Source organism: Nonomuraea basaltis, assembly GCF_005893125.1.
In the GTDB taxonomy this organism is placed as follows: domain Bacteria; phylum Actinomycetota; class Actinomycetes; order Streptosporangiales; family Streptosporangiaceae; genus Nonomuraea; species Nonomuraea basaltis.
On record NZ_VCJS01000234.1, the window covers coordinates 1 to 19,199 of the forward strand.

Genomic DNA, 19,199 nt, shown 5'->3' on the forward strand with positions numbered 1-19,199 from the left:
GGGGCGGGGCACCGACGGCGGGCCGGAATCGGTCGCCAGCTACGTCGCCCACTCCCTCGACCATCCGTGGGGCCGCCCCCGCGTCGTCCTCGGCCTCGATGCCGAGGACGCGCGGGAGCTCGCCGCCCTGCTGGAGCGGCAGGAGGTCGGCGAACACGTCTGGTGAGGACATCCGGGGCGCTGCACTGGCCATACGGCAGGTTCGGGCACCGCATTTGACGTAAATTTGACGCCATGCGTGCTCTACCAGCCTCAGTCCTCGCCCTCTGCGGCCTGATCGCCTCCGCGTGCGGCGGCACCGGCTCCGGTGGCACCGCGGCAGGTCAGGCCGCTCCTGCGACCACGGCGCAGCAGAGTCCCGCGAGGGAGGCTCCGCCGGAGGCCGAGCCGCTCGACGGCGAGGTCATCGTCATCGACCCCGGCCACAACGGCGGCAACTACCGCGACCCGGCGGCCATCAACCGCCTGGTCGACGTGCTGACCAAGAAGAAGGCCTGCGACACGACGGGCACCGTCACGGCGAACGGCTACAGCGAGGCCGCCTTCACCTGGGACGTCTCCAACCGCCTCGCCAAGATCCTCAGGGGCCGCGGGGCCACGGTCAAGCTGACCAGGTCCACCAACGACGGCGTCGGGCCGTGCATCACCGAACGGGCCGCGATCGGCAACAAGGCCAAGGCGGACGCCGCGATCTCCGTGCACGCCGACGGGGCGGCCGCCAAGGAGGGCGGCTTCCACGTCATCATCCCGAAGAAGATCAACGGGCCGGTGGACAAGGTCGTGGGCGCGTCCAACAAGCTGGGCCTGGCCGTACGCGCCGCCTTCGTCAAGGGCACGGGCCTGCCGTACTCCACGTACGTCGGGAGCCAGGCCCTGAACTACCGCAACGATCTGGGCGGGCTCAACCTCTCGACGGTGCCGAAGATCTTCGTCGAGTGCGGCAACATGAAGAACCCGGCCGAGGCGGCCAAGTTCGAGGACCCGAAGTTCCGGCAGAGGATCGCGGTGGCGCTGGCGAACGGATTGCAGCACTATCTCAAAGCATGATTCCACGCCCTGAGCTGCTCACCACCCTCTCCGGCTCCTATGAGCTGACCGCGGGCGCGACCGTGTCCGGCGACCTGATCGACGCCGTACGCCTCGCGCTCCCTTTCTTGGACCTGCGACCGGGTGACTCCGGCGAGATCGACGTGCGGCTTGACCCGGAGCTGGGCGCGGAGGCGTACCGGCTGACGGCCGGCTCGCGGGGCGTCGAGATCGTGGCCGGTGGGCGGGCGGGGGCGTTCTACGCGGCGCAGTCGCTGCACCAGTTGCTGCCCGACGCCTCCTACCGGTTCTCCGAGCGGACGTCGTGGCCGGTTCCCGGGGTGCGGATCGAGGACGCGCCGCGGTTCGCCTGGCGCGGGCTGCACCTGGACGTGGCCCGGCATTTCTCCCCCAAGCGGGAGGTCCTCCGGCTGATCGACCTGATGGCGGTGCACAAGCTCAACCGGCTCCACCTGCACCTGGTGGACGACCAGGGGTGGCGGGTGGAGAGCCGGGCGTACCCGCGGCTGCACGAGGTCGCCTCGTACCGGGCGCGGACGGCGATCAACTACTACCGGGAGCCGGAGGCGTACGACGGCCTCCCGCACGGCGGGTACTACACGCTCGACGACCTGGCGGAGATCGGCGCCTACGCCCGGGCGCGCTGCGTCACGGTGGTGCCCGAGATCGACGTGCCGGGGCACGCGTCGGCGATCCTTGCGGCGTACCCGGAGTTCGGGGCCACCGGGGAGCGGCACGAGGTGCTGGACCGGTGGGGCATCTCGCCCGCGATCCTGTCGCCGCTGCCGCCGACCGTGGAGTTCCTGGTCACGATCTTCGACGAGCTGATAGGGGCGCTGGGCGAGACCCCGTACGTGCACATCGGCGGCGACGAGGTGGTGCTCGACCATTGGGCCGCGTCGGCGGAGATCGTCGCGTACCGTGACTCGCTCGGGCTGGCCACCGCCAACGACCTGCAGGCGTGGTTCCTGCGGCGGCTCGCGGACGCGCTGGCCGAGCGGGGAGCGCGGACCGTGGTGTGGGACGAGGCGTTCGTCAGCGGCGGGCTGCGGCAGGACACCGTGGTCATGCCGTGGCGCGGCATGGGCGTGGGCCGGCGCGCCGCGGCCGCCGGGCACGACGTCGTCGCGACGCCGGTGTTCCCGCTGTACTTCGACTACGCCGAGTCGGCCTCGGCGGACGAGCCGATGGCCATCGGCGACGCGATCGGCGTCGAGGACGTGGCCGCGTTCCGGCCGGCGCCCGGTGAGTGGACGGAGGAGGAGCGCGCCCGGGTCATGGGGGTGCAGGCGCAGCTGTGGACCGAGTGGGTGCAGGACCTCCGTACGGTGGACTACCGCATGTGGCCGCGGGCCTGCGCGCTCGCCGAGGTGGCCTGGTCGGGCGCCGGAGGGGAGGACTTCGCCGGGCGGCTGGAGGAGCACCTGGGGCGGCTGGACGCGATCGGCGTGGAATACCGGCCGCCGGCCGGGCCGCGCCCCTGGCAGCGGCGGCGCCCGCACCGGGCCAGCAAGGTGCGGGTCGTGGACGTGATGGCCCGCATCGACGGCATGACGCACGACGCGGAGTCCACCCGGCCGAGCATGTGACGGCCGGAGCGACCTGGAGCGGGCGCGTGGCTCACATGGCGGGGCGGTCGTTGAGTATGCGCTGGAACAGCCGGTGGTCCTGCCACTTTCCGTCGATCTCGAGGTAGCGCGGGGACATGCCGACGGTCTCGAACCCGGCCTTGCGCAGGACGCCCTGTGAGGCGACGTTGTCGAGCAGCGTGGCCGCCGCGATCCTGTGCAGGCCCAGGTCCTGGTCGGCCATCCGGCACACCTCCATCACGGCCCTGGTGGTCAGGCCGCGGCCGGTGTATTCGGCGTCCGTCCAGTAACCGAGGTCGGCGCTGAGGAACGGGCCGCGGACGATGGTGTTGACCGTCATGCGACCCACGATCTCGTCGCCGTCGGCGAGGACCCACGGCATCGCCCGGCCTGCCGCCCGCTGCTCCAGCAGGTCCTTGAGCCGGTGGGCCTGGCCCGCCAGGGTGTAGAACTCCTTGGACCGGCGGGGCTCCCACCGGCGCAGGTGGTCGCGGTTGCGGGTGTAGGCCCGCAGCAGGGCCTCGGCGTCCTGTTTGGTGGCCGGCCGCAGGATGACGCCGTCTGTGAGAGGGACCGGTTCGATCATCGTCCCACCATAGGGGCTCAGGCGGTGCGGCCGATGGCCTCGGTGATGGACTTCAGGCCGTGGCGGCGTACGCGCGTGGCGAGCCGACGGTGGATGCGGGAGGCCCAGAGCGGGCCGCCGTAGATCCAGCCCGTGTAGCCCTGGACGAGGGTCGCACCCGCGAGGAGGCGCTCCCAGACGTCGTCCGCGTCCTCCACCCCGCCTGCCGACACCAGCGTGAGGCGGTCGCCGACCCGGGCGCGGAGGCGGCGGAGGACCTCCAGCGAGCGGGCCTTGAGCGGCCGGCCGGACAGGCCGCCGGTCTCACCGCCGTGCCTGATTGTGGTGTTGGTCGCGATGATGCCGTCCAGGCCCAGCTCCAGCGCCAGGTCGGCGATCGCGTCCACGTCCTCGTCGGCCAGGTCGGGTGCGATCTTGACCAGCAGCGGGGTGCGGCGGGGGGTGCTGTCGGCGACCTCCTTGACCGCGGTGAGCAGCGGGCGCAGCAGCGAGACCGCCTGCAGGTTGCGCAGGCCGGGCGTGTTGGGCGAGCTGACGTTGACCACCAGGTAGTCGGCCAGCGGGGCCAGCTCCTTGGCGCTGGTCACGTAGTCGGCCGTGGCCTCGGCCTCCGGCACCACCTTGGTCTTGCCGATGTTCACCCCGACCACGACCGGGAGGCCTCGGGGCCGGCGCAGCCGGCGGGCGGCGGCTGCGGCGCCGGCGTTGTTGAAGCCCATCCGGTTGATCACCGCCCGCTCCGGCACCAGCCTGAACAGGCGCGGGCGCGGGTTGCCCGGCTGGGCGTGGGCGGTGAGGGTGCCGACCTCGACGTGCCCGAAGCCGAGCGCCGCGATGCCCTCGGCGCAGGCGGCGTCCTTGTCGAACCCGGCGGCCAACCCGAGCGGTCCGGGGAAGTGCACGCCGAAGGCGGTCACCCGCAAGGCCGGGTCGTGCGGCGCGAGCGCCCGGTGCAGCAGCCGCTTGAGCAGCGGCAGCCGCGCGAGGAGCGCGAGGGCGCTCACGGTCAGCTGGTGCACGGCCTCGGCGTCGAAACGCCGCAAGACCTGCGAGAACACGAGGCGATACATCACGGGTCAGGCTACCAACCCGGCCTCGTGGGCGACGATCGCGGCCTGTACGCGGTTGCGTACGTCGAGCCGGGTGAGGATGGTGCTCACGTACGCCTTGACCGTGCCCTCCACGATGTGGAGCCTGGCCGCGATCTCCGCGTTGGGCAACCCGGCGCCGAGCAGGGCGAGCACCTCGCGTTCGCGGTCGGTGAGGGCCTCGATCCGGTCGCGCGCCCGCGCCCCCTTGGCCATCCTGCCGCCCGACAGCTGGGCGATGACCCGCTGCGCGACCTTGGGCGACAGGTACGCCGCCCCGTCGGCCACCGCGTGGATCCCGGCGATCAGCTCGCGCGGGTCGCCGGACTTCAGCAGGAACCCGGCGGCCCCGATGTCGAGCGCCTTGGCGATGTAGTCGTCCTCCCCGAATGTGGTCAGCATCACCACGGCCGTCCTTGGCGCGACCCTGCGGATCTCGGCCGCCGCGCCCAGCCCGTCGAGCCTGGGCATGCGGATGTCGAGCAGCGCCACGTCGGGGTGATGACTGATGGCCAGGTCGACGGCCTGCCTGCCGTCGCCCGCCTCGGCCACCACGTCCAGCGACGGGTCGGACGCGAGAATCGCGCGCACCCCGGCGCGGATCATGGCCTCGTCGTCGGCGAGGAGGATGCGGATCACGGCATCTATATTGGCCGACATGGCACAGGTGAAGGTATACGGGCGCAGGGACGTGTGGTCGGGGCGGCAGCGGGAGATCTCGGATCTGGTGCAGTCGTGCCTGGTGAGCGCGTGGGGCTTGCCGGAGGACAAGCGGTTCCACCGGTTTCTGCTGCTGGACGCCGACGACTTCGTCTGCCCGCAGCGGAGCGAGCGCTATCTGATCATCGAGGTGGTCTGCTTCACCGGGCGCAGCGACGACGCCAAGCGGGCGCTGATCCGGGAAATCTACGACAAGTGGCCGCATGACCCGGAGGATGTGGAGGTCACCATTATCGAAATGCCCAAGGTCAACTGGGGAATTCGTGGTGTTCCCGCCGATGAGCTCTCCCTGACGTACAAGGTGGAGGTCTGACGTCAGGGGAGGCGGTGGGCGGACGGTATGGTCCGACTCATGAGCACTCACTATGACGTCGTCGTTCTCGGCGCGGGTCCGGGAGGATATACGGCCGCGGTCCGCGCCGCCCAGCTCGGACTGCGCACCGCTGTCGTCGAGGAGAAGTACTGGGGTGGCGTCTGCCTGAACGTGGGCTGCATCCCGTCAAAGGCGCTGCTGCGCAACGCGGAGCTGGCCCACATCTTCCATAACGAGGCCAAGACCTTCGGCATCAGCGGCGAGGTCAGCTTCGACTACGGCGCGGCCTTCCAGCGCAGCCGCAAGGTGGCGGACGGGCGCGTCAAGGGCGTTCACTACCTGATGAAGAAGAACGCCATCACCGAGTACGACGGGCGCGGCACGTTCCTGGACGCGAACACGGTCCAGGTGAACGGCGAGACGATCACGTTCTCCCACTGCATCATCGCGGCGGGCGCCACCACCAGACTGATCCCGGGCACGCAGCTGTCCGAGCGGGTGGTGACGTACGAGGAGCAGATCCTCACCGAGGAGCTGCCGCGCAGCATCATCATCGCGGGCGCCGGCGCGATCGGGGTGGAGTTCGCGTACGTGCTGCACAACTACGGCGTCAAGGTGACGATCGTGGAGTTCCTCGACCGGGTCGTGCCGCTGGAGGACGAGGAGGTCTCGGCCGAGCTGGCCAAGCGCTACAAGCGGCTCGGCATCGAGGTGCTGACCTCGACCCGCGTGGACGGCATCGACGACACCGGCGCCTCCGTCAAGGTCACCGTCACCAGGGACGGGCAGCAGCAGGTGCTGGAGGCCGACAAGGTCCTGCAGGCCATCGGGTTCCAGCCGCGCGTCGACGGCTACGGCCTGGAGAAGACGGGCGTGGCGCTGACCGACCGGGGCGCGATCGCGGTGGACGGGCGGTGCCGTACGAGCGTGCCGCACATCTTCGCCATCGGCGACGTCACCGCCAAGCTCATGCTGGCGCACGCCGCGGAGTCCATGGGCATCATCGCCGCCGAGACGATCGCCGACGCCGAGACCATGGAGCTGGACTACGTGATGATCCCGCGGGCCACGTACTGCCAGCCGCAGGTGGCCAGCTTCGGCTACACCGAGGCGCAGGCCCGGGACCTGGGCTATGACGTGAAGGTGGCGAAGTTCCCCTTCACCGCGAACGGCAAGGCCCACGGCCTGGGCGACACGGCCGGCTTCGTCAAGATCATCAGCGACAACACGCACGGCGAGCTGCTCGGCGCCCACCTGATCGGTCCGGAGGTCACGGAGCTGCTGCCGGAGCTGACCCTGGCGCAGCAGTGGGACCTGACCGTGCACGAGGTCGCGCGCAACGTCCACGCGCACCCGACGCTCGGCGAAGCGGTCAAGGAGGCCGTCCACGGCCTCGCCGGACACATGATCAACATGTGATTCGGCAGGGGCCTGTCCGGTAGCCGGCCTGCATCATGTCAAGTGCCCTGTCCCGCCGCCGCTGACGCGCGGCCGCGCGGTGGCAGGGCGACCGGACCCGGACGGATCTGACCGGACGCCTATACGGACGGCGCTTCGGGCATCCGTCCAGGCTCGGTCCCGGGCTCCCGGTCGGTGCCGATCTCCGCGTCGAGGGTCCGGCCGGCGCGGATCGCGTCGCGCAGGATCGTGGTCAGCGCGTCGGCCTGGTCGATCAGCTGTCGCAGGCTCTCCGTGTCGCCGGTCTGCGCGAGCAGGTCCCGATAGCGGTCGTTGCTCTTCTGCAGGTCCTGCGCGCGCAGCGCCGAGTCGGCCTCCCGTACGCGGCTCGCGTACGCCTCCAGCTCCCGCACCCGCGCGGCGACGGCCGCCACCGAGCGGCCGAGCGCCTGTCTCTGGGGCTCCAGCACGGCCGCGAGCTCGGGCGTCATCAGGTCGGCCAGCGCCTCGGCCTGCTCCGCCCGCAACTCGGTGTGGGTACGCACGAGGCGGGCGATCTCCCACAGCCGCTCGGGCAGCACGACGTCGTTGGCGATGGCGTCGAGGAGGCCCAGCCGGTTCACCCGAGAGCCGGTCACGTCCATGACGGCCTGTCGCGCCCTGGCGAGCAGGGCGAGCGCGGCGGGGTCCAGCTCCGCCGGGATGACGTAGCGGCCGGCGTACGGCCGGGGCCGCCGATGACCCATGCCGGGGCGAGTGAGGCCGACGAAGATCACCGTGATGGCGAAGACCATGACGGCCGACAGCGAGGCGGACACCCCGTCGGTCCGGGCGGCCGCAATGGTGAACAGGGTCCCGCCCGCTCCGGTGACGGCCGCGCCGGCGCCGAAGAGCCAGCGCACCCATCGCGGCAGCTCGAGGTCGGGGCGGCCGAGCAGTGGCGGCGTGCCGGTCAGGCGGGACCGGACCCGTCCGGACACGGTGGGATCGATGATCGGCTGGTCGATCCAGGTCTCCATCAAAGGCGTCTCCTTCACGGCAGTACCCCGGAGCAGGTCACGCCCGCCGAGGTGACGCCCTTCGAGCACACCCTGCCCGGGGCGCCCGATCCAGCAGCCTGGTGTGCGGATGTCGTGAAGATGTCGTGCAGCTATCCTTTGAGGCCGTGTCCCGACTTCCCGAGCTGTACATCGCCGTAGACGTTGAGGCCGACGGGCCCATTCCCGGCCCGTACAGCATGATCTCCCTGGGCATGGCCGTGGCCGGGCGGGCGGATCTGACGTTCTACACCGAGCTGCGGCCGATCTCCGACGACTACGTGCCCGCGGCGCTGGCAGTCTCCGGCCTCGATCGCGACCGGCTGCTGCGCGAGGCGCCCCCGCCCGAGGAGGCCATGGCGGCGGCCGCGCGGTGGGTCAACGGGCTGCGGAAGATCGGGCGGCCCGTGTTCCTGGCCGCGCCCGCGGTGTGGGACGGGATGTTCGTCCACTGGTACTTCATCCGGTTCACCGGCAAGAGCCCGTTCGGGGTGACCGGGTCGGGGGTCGATCTGCGCAGCTATTGGATGGGGCAGACCGGCTGCGAGTGGTCCGAGACGCGCAAGGGGACCATCAAGCACGAGCTGGGCCTCGAAGGGCTGCCGCACACGCATCACGCCGGGGAGGACGCGGCCGAGCTGGCGGAGGTGTTCGAGGGGGTCCTCGGACGGCGGCGGACGGCCACCTGAACAGCCATTCTCACCAGATCTTCAGAATTCGCACAGGAACCTCTGAACCTGCCCGGTCAGGGTCCGGATATGACCTCAACCTCGGAGCAGGCGGCGGCACATCGCCGCCGACGCGTCCCCACAGGCCCCATCACGCTACGTCTCGGCCTCCTGGGGCTGGTCGCGATCGGCATCGTCGGTGCCGCCCTTGAGCTCGCCTTCGAACGCCACTGGCGGAGCCCGGTCCAGCTGATCCCCTGGGTTGCCCTGGTGCTCCTCGCGCTCGCACTGCTGCTCCTCGCCCTGCGCGACTCGCCGCGGACGATCACCGCGGTGCGCGTGCTGGCGCTGGTCGTGCTGCTCACGGCGGCGTACGGCGTCTACACGCACGTGTCGGTCAACTTCGGCATGGGCGCGGCAGACTCCGCGTGGGACACCTACTCGGCGCTCACCCAGTGGTGGTCCGCGCTCACCAAGTCGGTCGGCTCGGCGCCGCCGCTCGCGCCCGGCATGCTGGCCCAGAGCGCGCTCCTCCTCCTGCTGGCCAGCCTGACCCGAAGAGACGCCTCGAGACCTGACTCCGTGAACACCGCCTGAACGTGATCTATCCGGATCCGAACTTATCTCCTGTAATCCGCGTCACACTCACACAGACCATTGTGATTCCTGAGGCTGGTGAGGTCGGAGTGGGGTTAGCTCGTACATTCATCGCGGCGGTCGTGGTGGCCGCCGTCGTATTCAGCGCTGATGGGGCCGCGGCGAAGTCCGAACCCCGAGCGGTCACAGAAGCGCCCGCAACCGCCGCGCCCGTCGCCTCCGCCTCGGCCCCCGTGAGTGAGGCCGAGGAGAGCGAGCCCGTGTGCGTCCGCGTCAAGGGCGCGGAGGCGTGCGTGGGTCCCGACGGAAGCGACCGGCCGGGGGTCACGATCGAGGACACGGCGGGCGACAGGCGTCATGCCGCGGTCGAGTACTACCTGAGCGGCTACCTCGGCACCAAGTACGTCATCCACAACCTGGGCCGCGAGGGCGACGTACGCGGCAGCCGCGAGATCGGAAGGATCGTGACGTTCCGGGCCGCGCTGTACAAGGGGAACCACCGGGTCAAATTCAGCCGGTGGAAGACCGTACAGAATGTCGCCAAATATCCGGTCAAGCGGGAAACCCGCGTCACCCCGGCCGGCGCCCGCGCCCGCGCCGAGGCCTGCACCTCCACGAGACGCGCCGCCACGACCTGCTTCGCCGAGCGGAGGACGTACGTCTTCGCGTGCGACACCAGCGCCGACAAGTACCAGGCCCGCGCCGAATACTTCGTGGGCGGCGACCCGACCGCCCGCTTCGAGATCCACCAGCTGGCCGGGGTCAACACCTGCGGCAAGGCCGAGCACGGCGAGCTGTCCGTCAGCATGTACCGCGCCGCGGTGTTCGACGACAACCACCAGATCGCCGACCAGCTGTACAAGTACAACTAACGTGGCCGGAAAGGCCCGATGATCTCGCGTACGGCCTCGGCGGCGCCCCAGCCGTCATCGTCATGGGCGATGCTGCTCAGCAGCTCGCGCAGGTGGAACAGCGGCATGCGGTCTCGCCAGCCGTCGGCCAGGGGCGCCGCCTCGGCGTACGCGGCGAAGAAGCGGTCGGAGGCGGGCGGGCGCGGCGAGCACCAGAGCATGCTCAGGTCCGCCTCGGCCCAGCTGTAGGAGACGGCGGGGTCGATCAGCGCCGGGCGGCCGGCCTGGTCGGCGAGGATGTTCTCGCGCCACAGGTCGCCGTGCGTCAGCACCGGCCGCCGGGGCGGCAGCAGGTCGGGCAGCGCCGCGCAGAGCCGTTCGAGCGATCGGCGCTCATCACGGTCGAAGGCCTCCTCCACCAGCGGCTCCGGCAGCCAGCGCAGGATGCGGCGCTGGGCGAAGAAGGCGTGCCCGTCCGCGTCCCAGGTGTTGTCCTGGCGCAGGCGGCCGAGCCAGCCGTCCCGGCGCCAGCCGAACCGGTCGCCGGTGACGGCGTGCACGGCGGCGACCGTACGGGCCAGCTCCTCCCAGAACCGCTCGTCGTCCTCGCGGCGCGGGCACAGCGGCTCGAGTACGAGCAGGCCGGGTGTCACCGCCAGCACCTCGGGGGTGGTGGCGCCGCCGAGCTCGCGCAGCGTGCGCAGCCCCTCGGCCTCGATCGTGAAGAGGTCGTTCCCGGCACCGCGCAGCGTCTTGGCGAACACGCGGGAGCCGTCACGCAGGCTCGCCATGGCGGCCGTGGCCACCACGCCGCCGGGGGCGGGCTCGGCGGAGACGGCGTCGAACCCGGCCTCGCGCAGCCGTACCAGAAGAAGATCCATCAGGTTCTACAGTAGACGATCAGGTACCGCCAGAAGAGCAGCCGGCGGATGGTGGAGCCGGGCAGCAGGACACCCGCCTCGCGCCGGATGTCCTGCAACGACATCTCGGGGGGCTTGACCGGCGCCATGGGTGTCCCTTCGCGGTCGCGGGGCCCGGCGGCGACCGCGAGCCGTGCCGCCGCGTTGATCGGGATGGCGGCCAGACTCCACGCGTAGTCCACGGCCGACCTCTCCGGGTAGCAGCCGAGAATGGCCAGGACGCCGCCGGGCGCGAGCGCGTCGCGCAGCGCGGCGACGGTGCCGAACGGCACGTGGTGGATGCTCGCCAGGCAGGAGATGTAGTCGTAGCGGGCCTCGGGCAGCTCCATCCGCGTGATGTCCGCGTGGTGAAAGCGCGGCCCACCGCCCTGCGCGGTCGCGGCCTCGATCACCTCCGCCGCCGGGTCCACCGCGTCGACCTCGATCCCGCGGCTCGCGAGCCGCCGCGCGAACCGGCCGGTTCCGCAGCCCACGTCCAGCGCGGTCTTGCAGCCGTCAGGGACCAGGCGCAGGAGCGTCCGGTGGTAGTGGTCGTTGTGATTGAAAGGCATACGACCCTTTCGTCTGGTTCGTACTCCGGTGTCAGACCCCTTGCGCGTGCAGGCGTCGGGGAAGGTCGAACACCGATGTGAGCCGGCGATCCTCCGGGATCGCGGCCAGGCGATGCGGGTCGATGAGATACGCCGTCATGCCGGCGCGTTCCGGGCCTTCGAAGTCGGGCTCGTACGTGTCACCCACGAAGACGGCGGACGAGGCCCGGACACCCAGCGTGTCGAGCGCCCCGGCGAAGATCTTCGGGTGAGGCTTCCGCCATCCGACCTCCACCGAGGTGATCACGGCGTCGAACGAAGACAGCAGGCCCATCGCCGCCAGATGATCGGGCACGAGGTTCGGCTGGTGGGTGTTGGTCACCACCGCGAGGCGATAGTCCGCCGACAACTCCTCGATCAGACCCGCAAGCCCGGGAAGGTAGCGGACGCCGGAGTTCCATTCGCTCACGTATTGGGACGTGAACTCCTCGACCTCCGCCAAACTCGGCTTGCGCGGCAGGACCTGGGCGAGGAAGGCCGTGCCCACGTCGATCATCGAGAACTCATGGTGGTCCTCGTCGCTCAGCCGGTCGAACTCCGCCGAAACCCCGGACCAGACGTCGAGGAACTCCTCATAGGTCAGCGTCGCACCGAGCCGCCGCAGCAACGCGTGGGACGACGCGTAACCCTGTTCCGTACGGCTGGGCGAGTATTCGACCAGGGTGCCGAAGAAGTCGAAGAGGATATGGGTGATCCGGCGCATGGGGACCTCGATATTTCAGGCGTATCAATGCTAGCGGCGAGGTGATGACGAACTCGCCAGATGAGCGACGATCATCCGGCGTGAAAGTTTCACCCTTGGTTGACGGGCGAAGCACCACCCCTCATGATCATGATGCCTCCTGGTCAGGAGGGGGCGTCGAGTGATTGCCGCTACTCATGGCGAGGTGCGCCGATGCCGAAGACCCTGTTACGAGCCGCGTCCGCGATCCTGCTGACGCTGACCACCCTGAACGCCCCCACGGCGTACGCCGACGAGATCACCCCCATCACCGTCACCGTCACCGTCAATGCCCGCGCCGCGCTCGCCACCGCCCCCGGCACCGGCATAGGCACGAACCACGCGATCTGGGACACCCATCTGGGCACCGACGAGACCGCAGACAAGCTCAAGGACGCGGGCGTGAAGCTGCTGCGCTACCCCGGCGGCTCGTACTCCGACATCTACCACTGGGCCGACCACACCGCCCCCGGCGGATATGTCGCCCCCAACACCGACTTCGACACGTTCATGCGCGGCGTGCAGCGCACCGGAGCCCAGGCGATGGTGACCGCCAACTACGGCACCGGCACGGCCGAGGAGGCCGCGGCCTGGGTACGCCACGCCAACGTCACCAAGGGCTACGGCATCAAGTACTGGGAGATCGGCAACGAGAACTACGGCAACGGCCACTACGGCGTCGCGTGGGAGGCGGACGACCACGCCGACAAGAGCCCGGCCGAGTACGCCCGCCACGTGGTCGCGTACGCCGACGCGATGAAGGCCGCCGACCCCACCATCAAGATCGGCGCAGTCCTCACCACGCCCGCCAACTGGCCGGACGGCATAGTGGGCGAAGGCGACGACGGAACCTGGAACAAGGTCGTCCTGTCGACCGCCGGCCCGAAGATCGACTTTGTCATCCTGCACTGGTACCCCGGCGCCCTCGACAAGGCCGCCCACGTACCCGACATGATCGGGCTCACTCGCCAGCAGATCGCGAAACACGCAGGCCCCGGATCCGAGCGGATCGGCATCGCGATGACCGAGTTCAACACCGGGACCAGCAACAACGGCACGAACACCCAGCCCGGCGCCCTGGCCGCCGCCGACGCGTACGCGACGCTGCTGGCGAACGGGGTCTTCACGGTCGACTGGTGGAACGTCCGCAACGGCATCGGCACCGTCACCGAGGTCGAGGGCCAGACCGACTACGGCGACTTCGGCCTGCTGTCGAGCGCGACGTGCACCTCCGACGGCACCGTCTGCGAGCCGCCGCTGAACACGCCCTTCGCGCCGTACTACGCGCTCCAGATGATGAGCAGGTTCGCCCGCCCCGGCGATCAGTTCATCCGCGCCGCGACCGACCAGCCGAAGGTCACCGCACACGCCGCCCGCCGCCCCAACGGCGACCTGGCGGTCCTGATGATCAACACCTCGTCCGACACGTCCTACCCCGCCACGATCGCCTACTCCGGCTTCGCCCCCGCGTCCGGAGCCCCCACCGTACTGACCCACACCAACGCCGCCACCAGCATCACCACCTCGACAACGGGCACCACGACCAGCCAGACGCTGCCGCCGCTCTCCCTGACCACGATCGTCCTACGTCCGGCATCGACTCAAACCGGCCTCCCAGCCGCCCCCGGCCAGCCGACCGCCTCCGACATGACGGACAAGACCGCCACGATCTCCTGGCCCGCCGCCTCCCCCGGCGCCCGTCCCATCGTGAAGTACGAGATCCACCGCCAGAACGGAGCCATCACCGAGCAACTCGGCGAGACCACCGGCACCTCGTTCACCGCGAACAACCTCAAACCAGGCACCCGCTACACGATCAACGTGATCGCCCGAGACAGCGGCGGCACCACCTCGTGGGCCTCCCCACCGCTGACGTTCACCACCGGCACCCCCGCCACCAGCTCCTGCACAGTACGCCTGACCAACCAGAACGACTGGGGCAGCGGCTATGTCGGCGCCATCGACATCACCAACCACGGCGCGCCGATCAACGGCTGGACCCTGAACTTCAGCTGGCCGAGGTCGTGGCAGAGCCTGGGCAGCGGCTGGAGCGCCGTGTGGACGCAGGACGGCTCGGACGTCAAGGTCGTCAATGACTCCGGCAACGGCTCGCTACCCACCGGGGCGTCGACCACGATCGGCTTCGTCGGCAACTACACCGGCCCGAACGTGCTTCCCTCCGTCTTCACCCTCAACGGAACCGTCTGCGGGACTCAGTAGTAGCCGGTCATCGCGAGACTTTGCGGTTGAGTTCCGCGGCTCGCGCCACCTCGCGTCGATGACATCACCTCGGGACCTGGCCTTGACGGCGACCACCGTCAAGGCCAGATTGCCGATGTCAGCCGAGTCATCCGACGACTGCGGACCTTCCCGCCGCACCGCCCGGCGAGATCAGTCCAGTCTCGTAGGCCAGCACGACGGCCTGGACCCGGTCCCGGAGGCCGAGTTTGGACAAGATACGCGCGACGTGGGTCTTCACCGTCGTCGGGCTGAGAGTCAGCCGCTCGGCGAGCTCGGCGTTGCTCAGGCACATTGTCCCGCCTGCCTGATCCGCCTCACATCCTTCTCGGTGACGGGGGCGGTGTCCGTCGGGAGTACATCGCAGGGATGACACCGGGGCTGGGTCGTTCCCAGGAAGTATGCGATGTCGGCACGGCAGCCGACGCGTGTGAACACCGCCCGCGCCTAGCGTCGTTCCCGGCATCAGGCCGCCGCGGCGATCCCCCGTCGAGGCGGCCGTCCCAACGCGGAAGGACGGACGTTCATGGATCATGTGACAGAGGAGCGAGGCGCGGCCAGGCGATACGACGCCGCCGGTGCGCCATCGTGGACCGGCGGGAAGGGCGAGGCCGTCGCCGTGCCGGGGCTATCCGGCGGCGGAAGGCGGACGTCGCGGGATCCGATCCTGCGTGGCAGCGTGGTCGCCGTCGCAGGACTGCTCGCCCTCGTGGCCTCCAGCTCCACGGCTCCCGCATCCGCCTCCAGCGCGTCCGCCGGCCGTTCAGCCGCCCCGGCGGGCACGCCGTACCTGCCCAAGCCGACGGGCTCCCATCCGGTCGGGGCCACGTCCCTGCATCTGAAGGACGTCTCTCGCCACGACCCCTGGGTCCCCGAGGCGACGGCGAGAGAGCTCATGGTCTCCCTGTGGTATCCGGCGAAGGTTCGGGACGAGCGGCGAGCGCAGTACGTGACACCGAAGGAGTCGGAGCTCCTCCTGAAGGACGCTCAGATCACCGGCGTGCCGTCCGACGTGCTGAGCAAGACGCGGACCAACGCCTTCAGCGACGCGAAACCGGCAGGGCGTAAGCGCACCCTGCCCCTCGTGGTGCTTTCCCCCGGCTTCAACTCGCACCGAAGCTCGCTCACGGCCCTGGCAGAGGATCTGGCGAGCAGAGGTTATGTGGTGGCCGGAATCGATCATACGTACGAGACCACTGCCACGACCTTCCCCGATGGACGGATCACCACATGCGTCGCTTGCGAGACCAAGGGCGAGGATTTCGGGGAGAAGGTGGTAGGGAGCCGGGCGCTCGACGTGTCTTTCGTGCTCGATCAGCTGACCCGGTCGCGCTCGACGTGGAAGGGTGCCCATCTGATCGACCCGTCCAGGATCGCGATGGCCGGCCAGTCCGTGGGAGGTGCGAGCAGCATCGCCGCCATGCTGAAGGACTCCCGGGTGCGCGCGGGGATCAACATGGACGGCACCACGTTCGCCCCGATCCCGAAGAGCGGGTTGTCGCGGCCGTTCCTGTTCCTGGGCACGCAGGCGATGCACAGCCCCGGAGGCAAGGACCGTACGTGGGAGCGCGACTGGAAAGGCCTGACCGGGTGGAAGCGCTGGCTGGTGGTGGCCGGTGCGGCGCACGCGTCCTTCACCGACGTTCCGCTGCTGGCCGATCAATTCGGGATTGACCACGGGGCCGACCTGACCGGAGTCCGCTCCCTGGAGATCACCCGCAGGTACGTTGGAGCCTTCCTCGACCAGCACCTTGGTAAGAAGCCACAGTCCCTGCTGGACAAGCCCTCGGCGCGCTATCCCGAGGTCAAGTTCTGCTCCGTGAAGACGACGACCTGCCGGTAGCGGCCGGCTCGCCACCCGCCCAGGCACCCAGGGATTCGTGCCACGGCGGTAGGCCCAGCGCGGGCAGGATGGCTTGGTCGACGACGTCGGCCAGATAGTCATCGTCGGGAAGTACGCCCGCGTCGATCACGCGCTTGGTGACGAGCGCCTCGCCGATGTCCGCGACCACCGGCGTGATCCTTTCGGCGGGGAAGTGCCCGCACGCGGCGTAGTGGTGCATGACGGTGCTGGTGAACGACCCACCACGCTTGGAGAAGACCCGCTCGAAGAGCACCTGCGACACCTCAGGGCTGCGCCCGGGATCGGTGAGGATGGCAGCGACCGCGCGACCGGCGGGACTGACCATCCACGACACCATGAGCCGAAGGGCGCGGATGAGATCCCCGCGCAGATCGTCGGCTCCGGGGGCCGGCTCTTTCACCGGATGCATGTGATGAAGCGCGTCGAGCAGCACCTCGAACGGGTCGGACCAGCGGCGATAGAGCGTGGTGCGGGCCGCGCCCGCGCGCTTGGCGATGCCGTCCATGGTCAGCCGCCCGACTCCGACCTCCGCCACTTCGTCCAGCACGGCGGTATGGATGGCGCCTAGAATCTCTCCACTCGGCGCAGGAATCCGCGCACGTCCAGGAAGTCAGCGAGGTACTGGCGGTGCTCCTCGCAGGCCGCCCAGATCTTCTCCCGCTCCGGCGCGTGAATCTTGGGATTGTTCCAGATCAGCGCATATGACGCCGCCGACCGGCAGCCCTTCGCCGAGCACACCGCCGGCTCGCTCATTCGCGGTGTCCCCTTCCCTGCGAGAAAACGGTCCGGGGACAGCACCGCCCGTCGTCGGCCCCAGTCACCTGGAGAACTTTCAGGTGCAACGTCAACGTGTCCACGGATTCAGCGTGTCATGTCGCCTTGCCCCTCAGTACGGCGGTACTCGAGTCTCAAGCTGACTCCACAGACCAGGGACGCGGCGCGCCGTCGACCCGAAAGCCCTGGACGAGTAACGCTTTTCGCGGACTGCCGTCACCTGAATGGGCGATGAAGCGGATGCCTTGGGTAGTTATACTCAGCACATATCCCCCATATATACACAGTCCTCCCGGATCAATACCGCAGACGCGTCCCAGAGCCCAGGCTCCGCAGGATCGCTCTTGACCCTGATGAAGACCCTGGTGACGTGGTGAAGGGCATGAGGATGGGGATGGGCGAACAGGATTCACAAGGTCCGCAGATCATGTGGGCGGACCAGGTGTCCGAGGAGCGGAAACGGCTGCTGGCGGTGGTCGGTGATGATCTGTGGGGGATCGAGCTCCTGCGGTTCGCGGTCCAGCAGGCGGTGGCCGATCTTGCCGGGCTGGGCGGTATGGCGCATCTTGGCGGTCCCAGCTACGGCGGCGGGCTGCGCCTGGTGGTGACCAGCGGGCTGCCCCCGGCCTTCACCCAGGCATGGGATCGCATTGACGGGAACGGCCCGTTCGCCCCGGCACGCGCGTTCCGGGACAGTGCGTTCGTACAGGTGTCTTTGGCGGACTTCGTACCTGGGATGCCCGAAGATGGCGCGACGGCGAGCGGACGGCCGGACGGGGCCGAAACCGGGTCCTGGTCCTGGCCGGCCGATACGGCGATGGCGGCCGTCCCGCTGCTCGGCCCGGGCGGGCCGGTCGGCGCGCTGTCGGTCCTGACGCTCTCCTCGCACGAGCCGTCGGCCGGGCGACGGGGCTTTCTCGACACACTGGGCCGATGGGCCGGCGAGCGCCTGAACAAGTCCTCCTCACGTCCGCCCGGTTCGACCCTCACGGAGTGGCAGGAACAGTCCACCGGCTCGCATCTGCGGCAGGAACTGCACACGGTGGGCACGTGGGATTGGGACATCCGGACCGGTGATGTCATCTGGAACGACGCGATGTTCACCGTGCTCGGCGTCGATCCGGGCACCTTCGATGGGCGCATCGAGACCTGGACGGGCATCGTCCACCCCGAGGATCTGCCGTGGGTGCTGTCCGACATAGACGAGGCGATGCGCACGGGGAGGATGTACAGCGCCGAGTATCGGGTGTGCCGCCCGGACGGGACGTCCGGCTGGGTGCGGGTCCGCGGCCGGTTGGTGCTCGATGAGAACGGTGAGCCGCTACGCATGATCGGCACACTGTGGGACGTCACCAAGACCCATGACGCCCTGGAGAGAGTCACCGCGCCACGGACGCGTAACGCCGAGCGCGCTGCCGTGGAGCGGGCCGACGCCGAGCGGACCTCCCATATCGGGCAGTTGACCAGGGCGCTGGCCGAGGCGGTCACCGTTCACGATGTCGTGGACGCCTCCGCCGATCACATCCTGCCGTCGTTCGGCGCCACTGGGCTGATGCTCGCCTTCGTGGAGGGCGACCACCTGCGGCCGGTCGGGTTCACCGGGTACTCGAAAGAGTTCGTCGACCGGGTGACCCGGATACCAGCCGCCGGGGGACCCCCGATCACGGGGGTCCTGCGTGATCGCACTCCGATGTTCATCGGCTCGATCGAGGAGTACATCGAGCGTTACCCTGCGACGGCCGACCTTCCGGCGGCGGGACACAAGAAGGCGTGGGCCTTTTTGCCGCTGATCGCCTCGGGACGCCCGGTGGGCAGCTGTGTCGTCTCCTTCTCCGAGCCGCGCCAGTTCACCGGCGAGGAGCGCAACCTGCTCACCGCGCTCAGCGGGCTGGTCGCTCAAGCCATGGAACGGGCCCGCCTGTACGACAGGGAGCACACGCGTGCCCAGGAACTGCAGCGCGGGCTGCTTCCCCGCGAGTTGCCCAGCCTGCCGGCGGTCACCGCCGCGGCCCGCTACCTGCCTGCCGGTAAGGACATGGAGGTGGGCGGCGACTGGTACGACGTCATCCCGCTGTCGGCCGACCGGGTCGCCATAGTCATCGGCGACGTCATGGGGCACGGCGTGGCCGAGGCGGTCACCATGGGCCGCCTGCGCACCGCGGTCCGCACCCTGGCCGACCTGGAGCTGTCCCCCGACG

The 19,199-nt window shown here is 69.7% G+C and carries 19 protein-coding genes and 1 pseudogene; 10 read left to right on the forward strand and 10 right to left on the reverse strand.

Annotation, left to right across the window (positions count from 1 at the left end; translation table 11 throughout):
* The first annotated feature begins 234 nt into the window (after positions 1 to 234).
* Both EJK15_RS56555 and EJK15_RS56560 read left to right on the forward strand, forming a co-directional pair.
* Complete coding sequence (locus tag EJK15_RS56555) at positions 235 to 1,047, forward strand: N-acetylmuramoyl-L-alanine amidase (protein ID WP_138718719.1); 813 nt, start codon at positions 235 to 237, stop codon at positions 1,045 to 1,047.
* A complete protein-coding gene (locus EJK15_RS56560; RefSeq protein WP_138718720.1) occupies positions 1,044 to 2,636 on the forward strand; it encodes a beta-N-acetylhexosaminidase in 1,593 nt (530 codons plus the stop codon). The genes EJK15_RS56555 and EJK15_RS56560 overlap by 4 nt, the downstream gene beginning before the upstream one ends.
* 31 nt (positions 2,637 to 2,667) lie before the next feature.
* Here EJK15_RS56560 and EJK15_RS56565 read toward each other — a convergent pair whose 3' ends face one another.
* From EJK15_RS56565 to EJK15_RS56575, 3 genes are read right to left on the reverse strand one after another with little or no spacing between them, the layout of a single operon-like run.
* Entirely contained in the window at positions 2,668 to 3,222 is a 555-nt protein-coding gene (locus EJK15_RS56565; protein ID WP_138718721.1) for a GNAT family N-acetyltransferase, read from the reverse strand.
* 17 nt (positions 3,223 to 3,239) lie between these two features.
* Positions 3,240 to 4,292, reverse strand: a complete 1,053-nt coding sequence (locus tag EJK15_RS56570) for a quinone-dependent dihydroorotate dehydrogenase (RefSeq protein ID WP_171075142.1) — start codon at positions 4,290 to 4,292, stop codon at positions 3,240 to 3,242.
* Between the two features lie 6 nt (positions 4,293 to 4,298).
* Complete coding sequence (locus tag EJK15_RS56575) at positions 4,299 to 4,949, reverse strand: response regulator (RefSeq protein ID WP_138718723.1); 651 nt, start codon at positions 4,947 to 4,949, stop codon at positions 4,299 to 4,301.
* Positions 4,950 to 4,968: 19 nt separating this feature from the next.
* On the opposite strand from EJK15_RS56575, the gene EJK15_RS56580 reads away from it, so the two are divergent.
* Together EJK15_RS56580 and lpdA are read left to right on the forward strand one after the other, a co-directional pair.
* Positions 4,969 to 5,343, forward strand: coding sequence for a tautomerase family protein (locus tag EJK15_RS56580; RefSeq protein WP_138718724.1), 375 nt, complete (start codon positions 4,969 to 4,971; stop codon positions 5,341 to 5,343).
* Positions 5,344 to 5,382: 39 nt separating this feature from the next.
* Complete coding sequence (lpdA, locus tag EJK15_RS56585) at positions 5,383 to 6,762, forward strand: dihydrolipoyl dehydrogenase (protein WP_138718725.1); 1,380 nt, start codon at positions 5,383 to 5,385, stop codon at positions 6,760 to 6,762.
* 119 nt (positions 6,763 to 6,881) lie between these two features.
* On the opposite strand, the gene EJK15_RS56590 is transcribed toward lpdA, so the two are convergent.
* Positions 6,882 to 7,760 carry a hypothetical protein gene (locus tag EJK15_RS56590; RefSeq protein WP_138718726.1) on the reverse strand — a complete coding sequence of 293 codons (879 nt, stop codon included), beginning with the start codon at positions 7,758 to 7,760 and terminating at the stop codon, positions 6,882 to 6,884.
* A 146-nt stretch (positions 7,761 to 7,906) separates the two neighbouring features.
* On the opposite strand from EJK15_RS56590, the gene EJK15_RS56595 reads away from it, so the two are divergent.
* The 3 genes from EJK15_RS56595 (at position 7,907) to EJK15_RS71825 (ending at position 9,915) form a co-directional block, all read left to right on the forward strand.
* Complete coding sequence (locus EJK15_RS56595) at positions 7,907 to 8,467, forward strand: exonuclease (RefSeq protein WP_138718727.1); 561 nt, start codon at positions 7,907 to 7,909, stop codon at positions 8,465 to 8,467.
* 69 nt (positions 8,468 to 8,536) lie between these two features.
* A complete protein-coding gene (locus EJK15_RS56600; RefSeq protein WP_240777851.1) occupies positions 8,537 to 9,043 on the forward strand; it encodes a hypothetical protein in 507 nt (168 codons plus the stop codon).
* Positions 9,044 to 9,276: 233 nt separating this feature from the next.
* Entirely contained in the window at positions 9,277 to 9,915 is a 639-nt protein-coding gene (locus EJK15_RS71825) for a hypothetical protein (RefSeq protein ID WP_171075143.1), read from the forward strand.
* Here EJK15_RS71825 and EJK15_RS56610 read toward each other — a convergent pair.
* The 3 genes from EJK15_RS56610 to EJK15_RS56620 are packed head-to-tail and all read right to left on the reverse strand — an operon-like array spanning position 9,912 to position 12,107.
* The gene (locus EJK15_RS56610) at positions 9,912 to 10,775 is read right to left on the reverse strand and encodes a fructosamine kinase family protein (RefSeq protein WP_138718729.1); all 864 of its coding nucleotides are present in this window, start codon (positions 10,773 to 10,775) and stop codon (positions 9,912 to 9,914) included. The two genes, EJK15_RS71825 and EJK15_RS56610, sit on opposite strands and share 4 nt — an antisense overlap.
* Positions 10,775 to 11,365 carry a class I SAM-dependent methyltransferase gene (locus EJK15_RS56615; RefSeq protein ID WP_138718730.1) on the reverse strand — a complete coding sequence of 197 codons (591 nt, stop codon included), beginning with the start codon at positions 11,363 to 11,365 and terminating at the stop codon, positions 10,775 to 10,777. The genes EJK15_RS56610 and EJK15_RS56615 overlap by 1 nt, the downstream gene beginning before the upstream one ends.
* A 31-nt stretch (positions 11,366 to 11,396) precedes the next feature.
* Positions 11,397 to 12,107, reverse strand: coding sequence for an HAD family hydrolase (locus EJK15_RS56620; RefSeq protein WP_138718731.1), 711 nt, complete (start codon positions 12,105 to 12,107; stop codon positions 11,397 to 11,399).
* A gap of 192 nt (positions 12,108 to 12,299) precedes the next feature.
* Here EJK15_RS56620 and EJK15_RS56625 point away from each other — a divergent pair, with 192 nt between their 5' ends.
* Positions 12,300 to 14,345, forward strand: coding sequence for a cellulose binding domain-containing protein (locus tag EJK15_RS56625; protein WP_138718732.1), 2,046 nt, complete (start codon positions 12,300 to 12,302; stop codon positions 14,343 to 14,345).
* 127 nt (positions 14,346 to 14,472) lie between these two features.
* On the opposite strand, the pseudogene EJK15_RS56630 reads toward EJK15_RS56625, so the two are convergent.
* Positions 14,473 to 14,652: pseudogene (locus EJK15_RS56630) on the reverse strand (response regulator transcription factor); the annotation flags it as partial.
* Between the two features lie 237 nt (positions 14,653 to 14,889).
* On the opposite strand from EJK15_RS56630, the gene EJK15_RS56635 reads away from it, so the two are divergent.
* Positions 14,890 to 16,206 (forward strand): alpha/beta hydrolase family protein, encoded by a 1,317-nt coding sequence (locus EJK15_RS56635; protein WP_138718733.1) that lies wholly within the window; start codon positions 14,890 to 14,892, stop codon positions 16,204 to 16,206.
* Here the strand turns inward: EJK15_RS56635 and EJK15_RS56640 are convergent.
* Both EJK15_RS56640 and EJK15_RS56645 read right to left on the reverse strand, forming a co-directional pair.
* Positions 16,169 to 16,774: a TetR/AcrR family transcriptional regulator gene (locus tag EJK15_RS56640; RefSeq protein ID WP_240777852.1), complete on the reverse strand. Its 606-nt coding sequence runs from the start codon at positions 16,772 to 16,774 to the stop codon at positions 16,169 to 16,171. The two genes, EJK15_RS56635 and EJK15_RS56640, sit on opposite strands and share 38 nt — an antisense overlap.
* Positions 16,775 to 16,791: 17 nt before the next feature.
* Positions 16,792 to 16,980: a hypothetical protein gene (locus EJK15_RS56645; RefSeq protein WP_138718734.1), complete on the reverse strand. Its 189-nt coding sequence runs from the start codon at positions 16,978 to 16,980 to the stop codon at positions 16,792 to 16,794.
* 415 nt (positions 16,981 to 17,395) lie between these two features.
* Between EJK15_RS56645 and EJK15_RS73640 the strand changes: the two genes are divergently transcribed.
* On the forward strand, positions 17,396 to 19,199 hold a 1,804-nt coding region (locus tag EJK15_RS73640; RefSeq protein WP_206061778.1), incomplete at its 3' end, for a PAS domain-containing protein.

Excerpts from the sequence above, each read along its gene's own strand:
- EJK15_RS56555 (WP_138718719.1), top strand. The coding sequence starts at position 235 with ATGCGTGCTCTACCAGCCTCAGTCCTCGCCCTCTGCGGCCTGATCGCC.
- EJK15_RS56560 (WP_138718720.1), top strand. The coding sequence starts at position 1,044 with ATGATTCCACGCCCTGAGCTGCTCACCACCCTCTCCGGCTCCTATGAG.
- EJK15_RS56565 (WP_138718721.1), bottom strand. The coding sequence starts at position 3,222 with ATGATCGAACCGGTCCCTCTCACAGACGGCGTCATCCTGCGGCCGGCC.
- EJK15_RS56570 (WP_171075142.1), bottom strand. The coding sequence starts at position 4,292 with ATGTATCGCCTCGTGTTCTCGCAGGTCTTGCGGCGTTTCGACGCCGAG.
- EJK15_RS56580 (WP_138718724.1), top strand. The coding sequence starts at position 4,969 with ATGGCACAGGTGAAGGTATACGGGCGCAGGGACGTGTGGTCGGGGCGG.
- lpdA (WP_138718725.1), top strand. The coding sequence starts at position 5,383 with ATGAGCACTCACTATGACGTCGTCGTTCTCGGCGCGGGTCCGGGAGGA.
- EJK15_RS56590 (WP_138718726.1), bottom strand. The coding sequence starts at position 7,760 with ATGGAGACCTGGATCGACCAGCCGATCATCGATCCCACCGTGTCCGGA.
- EJK15_RS56600 (WP_240777851.1), top strand. The coding sequence starts at position 8,537 with ATGACCTCAACCTCGGAGCAGGCGGCGGCACATCGCCGCCGACGCGTC.
- EJK15_RS56610 (WP_138718729.1), bottom strand. The coding sequence starts at position 10,775 with ATGGATCTTCTTCTGGTACGGCTGCGCGAGGCCGGGTTCGACGCCGTC.
- EJK15_RS56615 (WP_138718730.1), bottom strand. The coding sequence starts at position 11,365 with ATGCCTTTCAATCACAACGACCACTACCACCGGACGCTCCTGCGCCTG.
- EJK15_RS56620 (WP_138718731.1), bottom strand. The coding sequence starts at position 12,107 with ATGCGCCGGATCACCCATATCCTCTTCGACTTCTTCGGCACCCTGGTC.
- EJK15_RS56625 (WP_138718732.1), top strand. The coding sequence starts at position 12,300 with ATGCCGAAGACCCTGTTACGAGCCGCGTCCGCGATCCTGCTGACGCTG.
- EJK15_RS56635 (WP_138718733.1), top strand. The coding sequence starts at position 14,890 with ATGGATCATGTGACAGAGGAGCGAGGCGCGGCCAGGCGATACGACGCC.
- EJK15_RS56645 (WP_138718734.1), bottom strand. The coding sequence starts at position 16,980 with ATGAGCGAGCCGGCGGTGTGCTCGGCGAAGGGCTGCCGGTCGGCGGCG.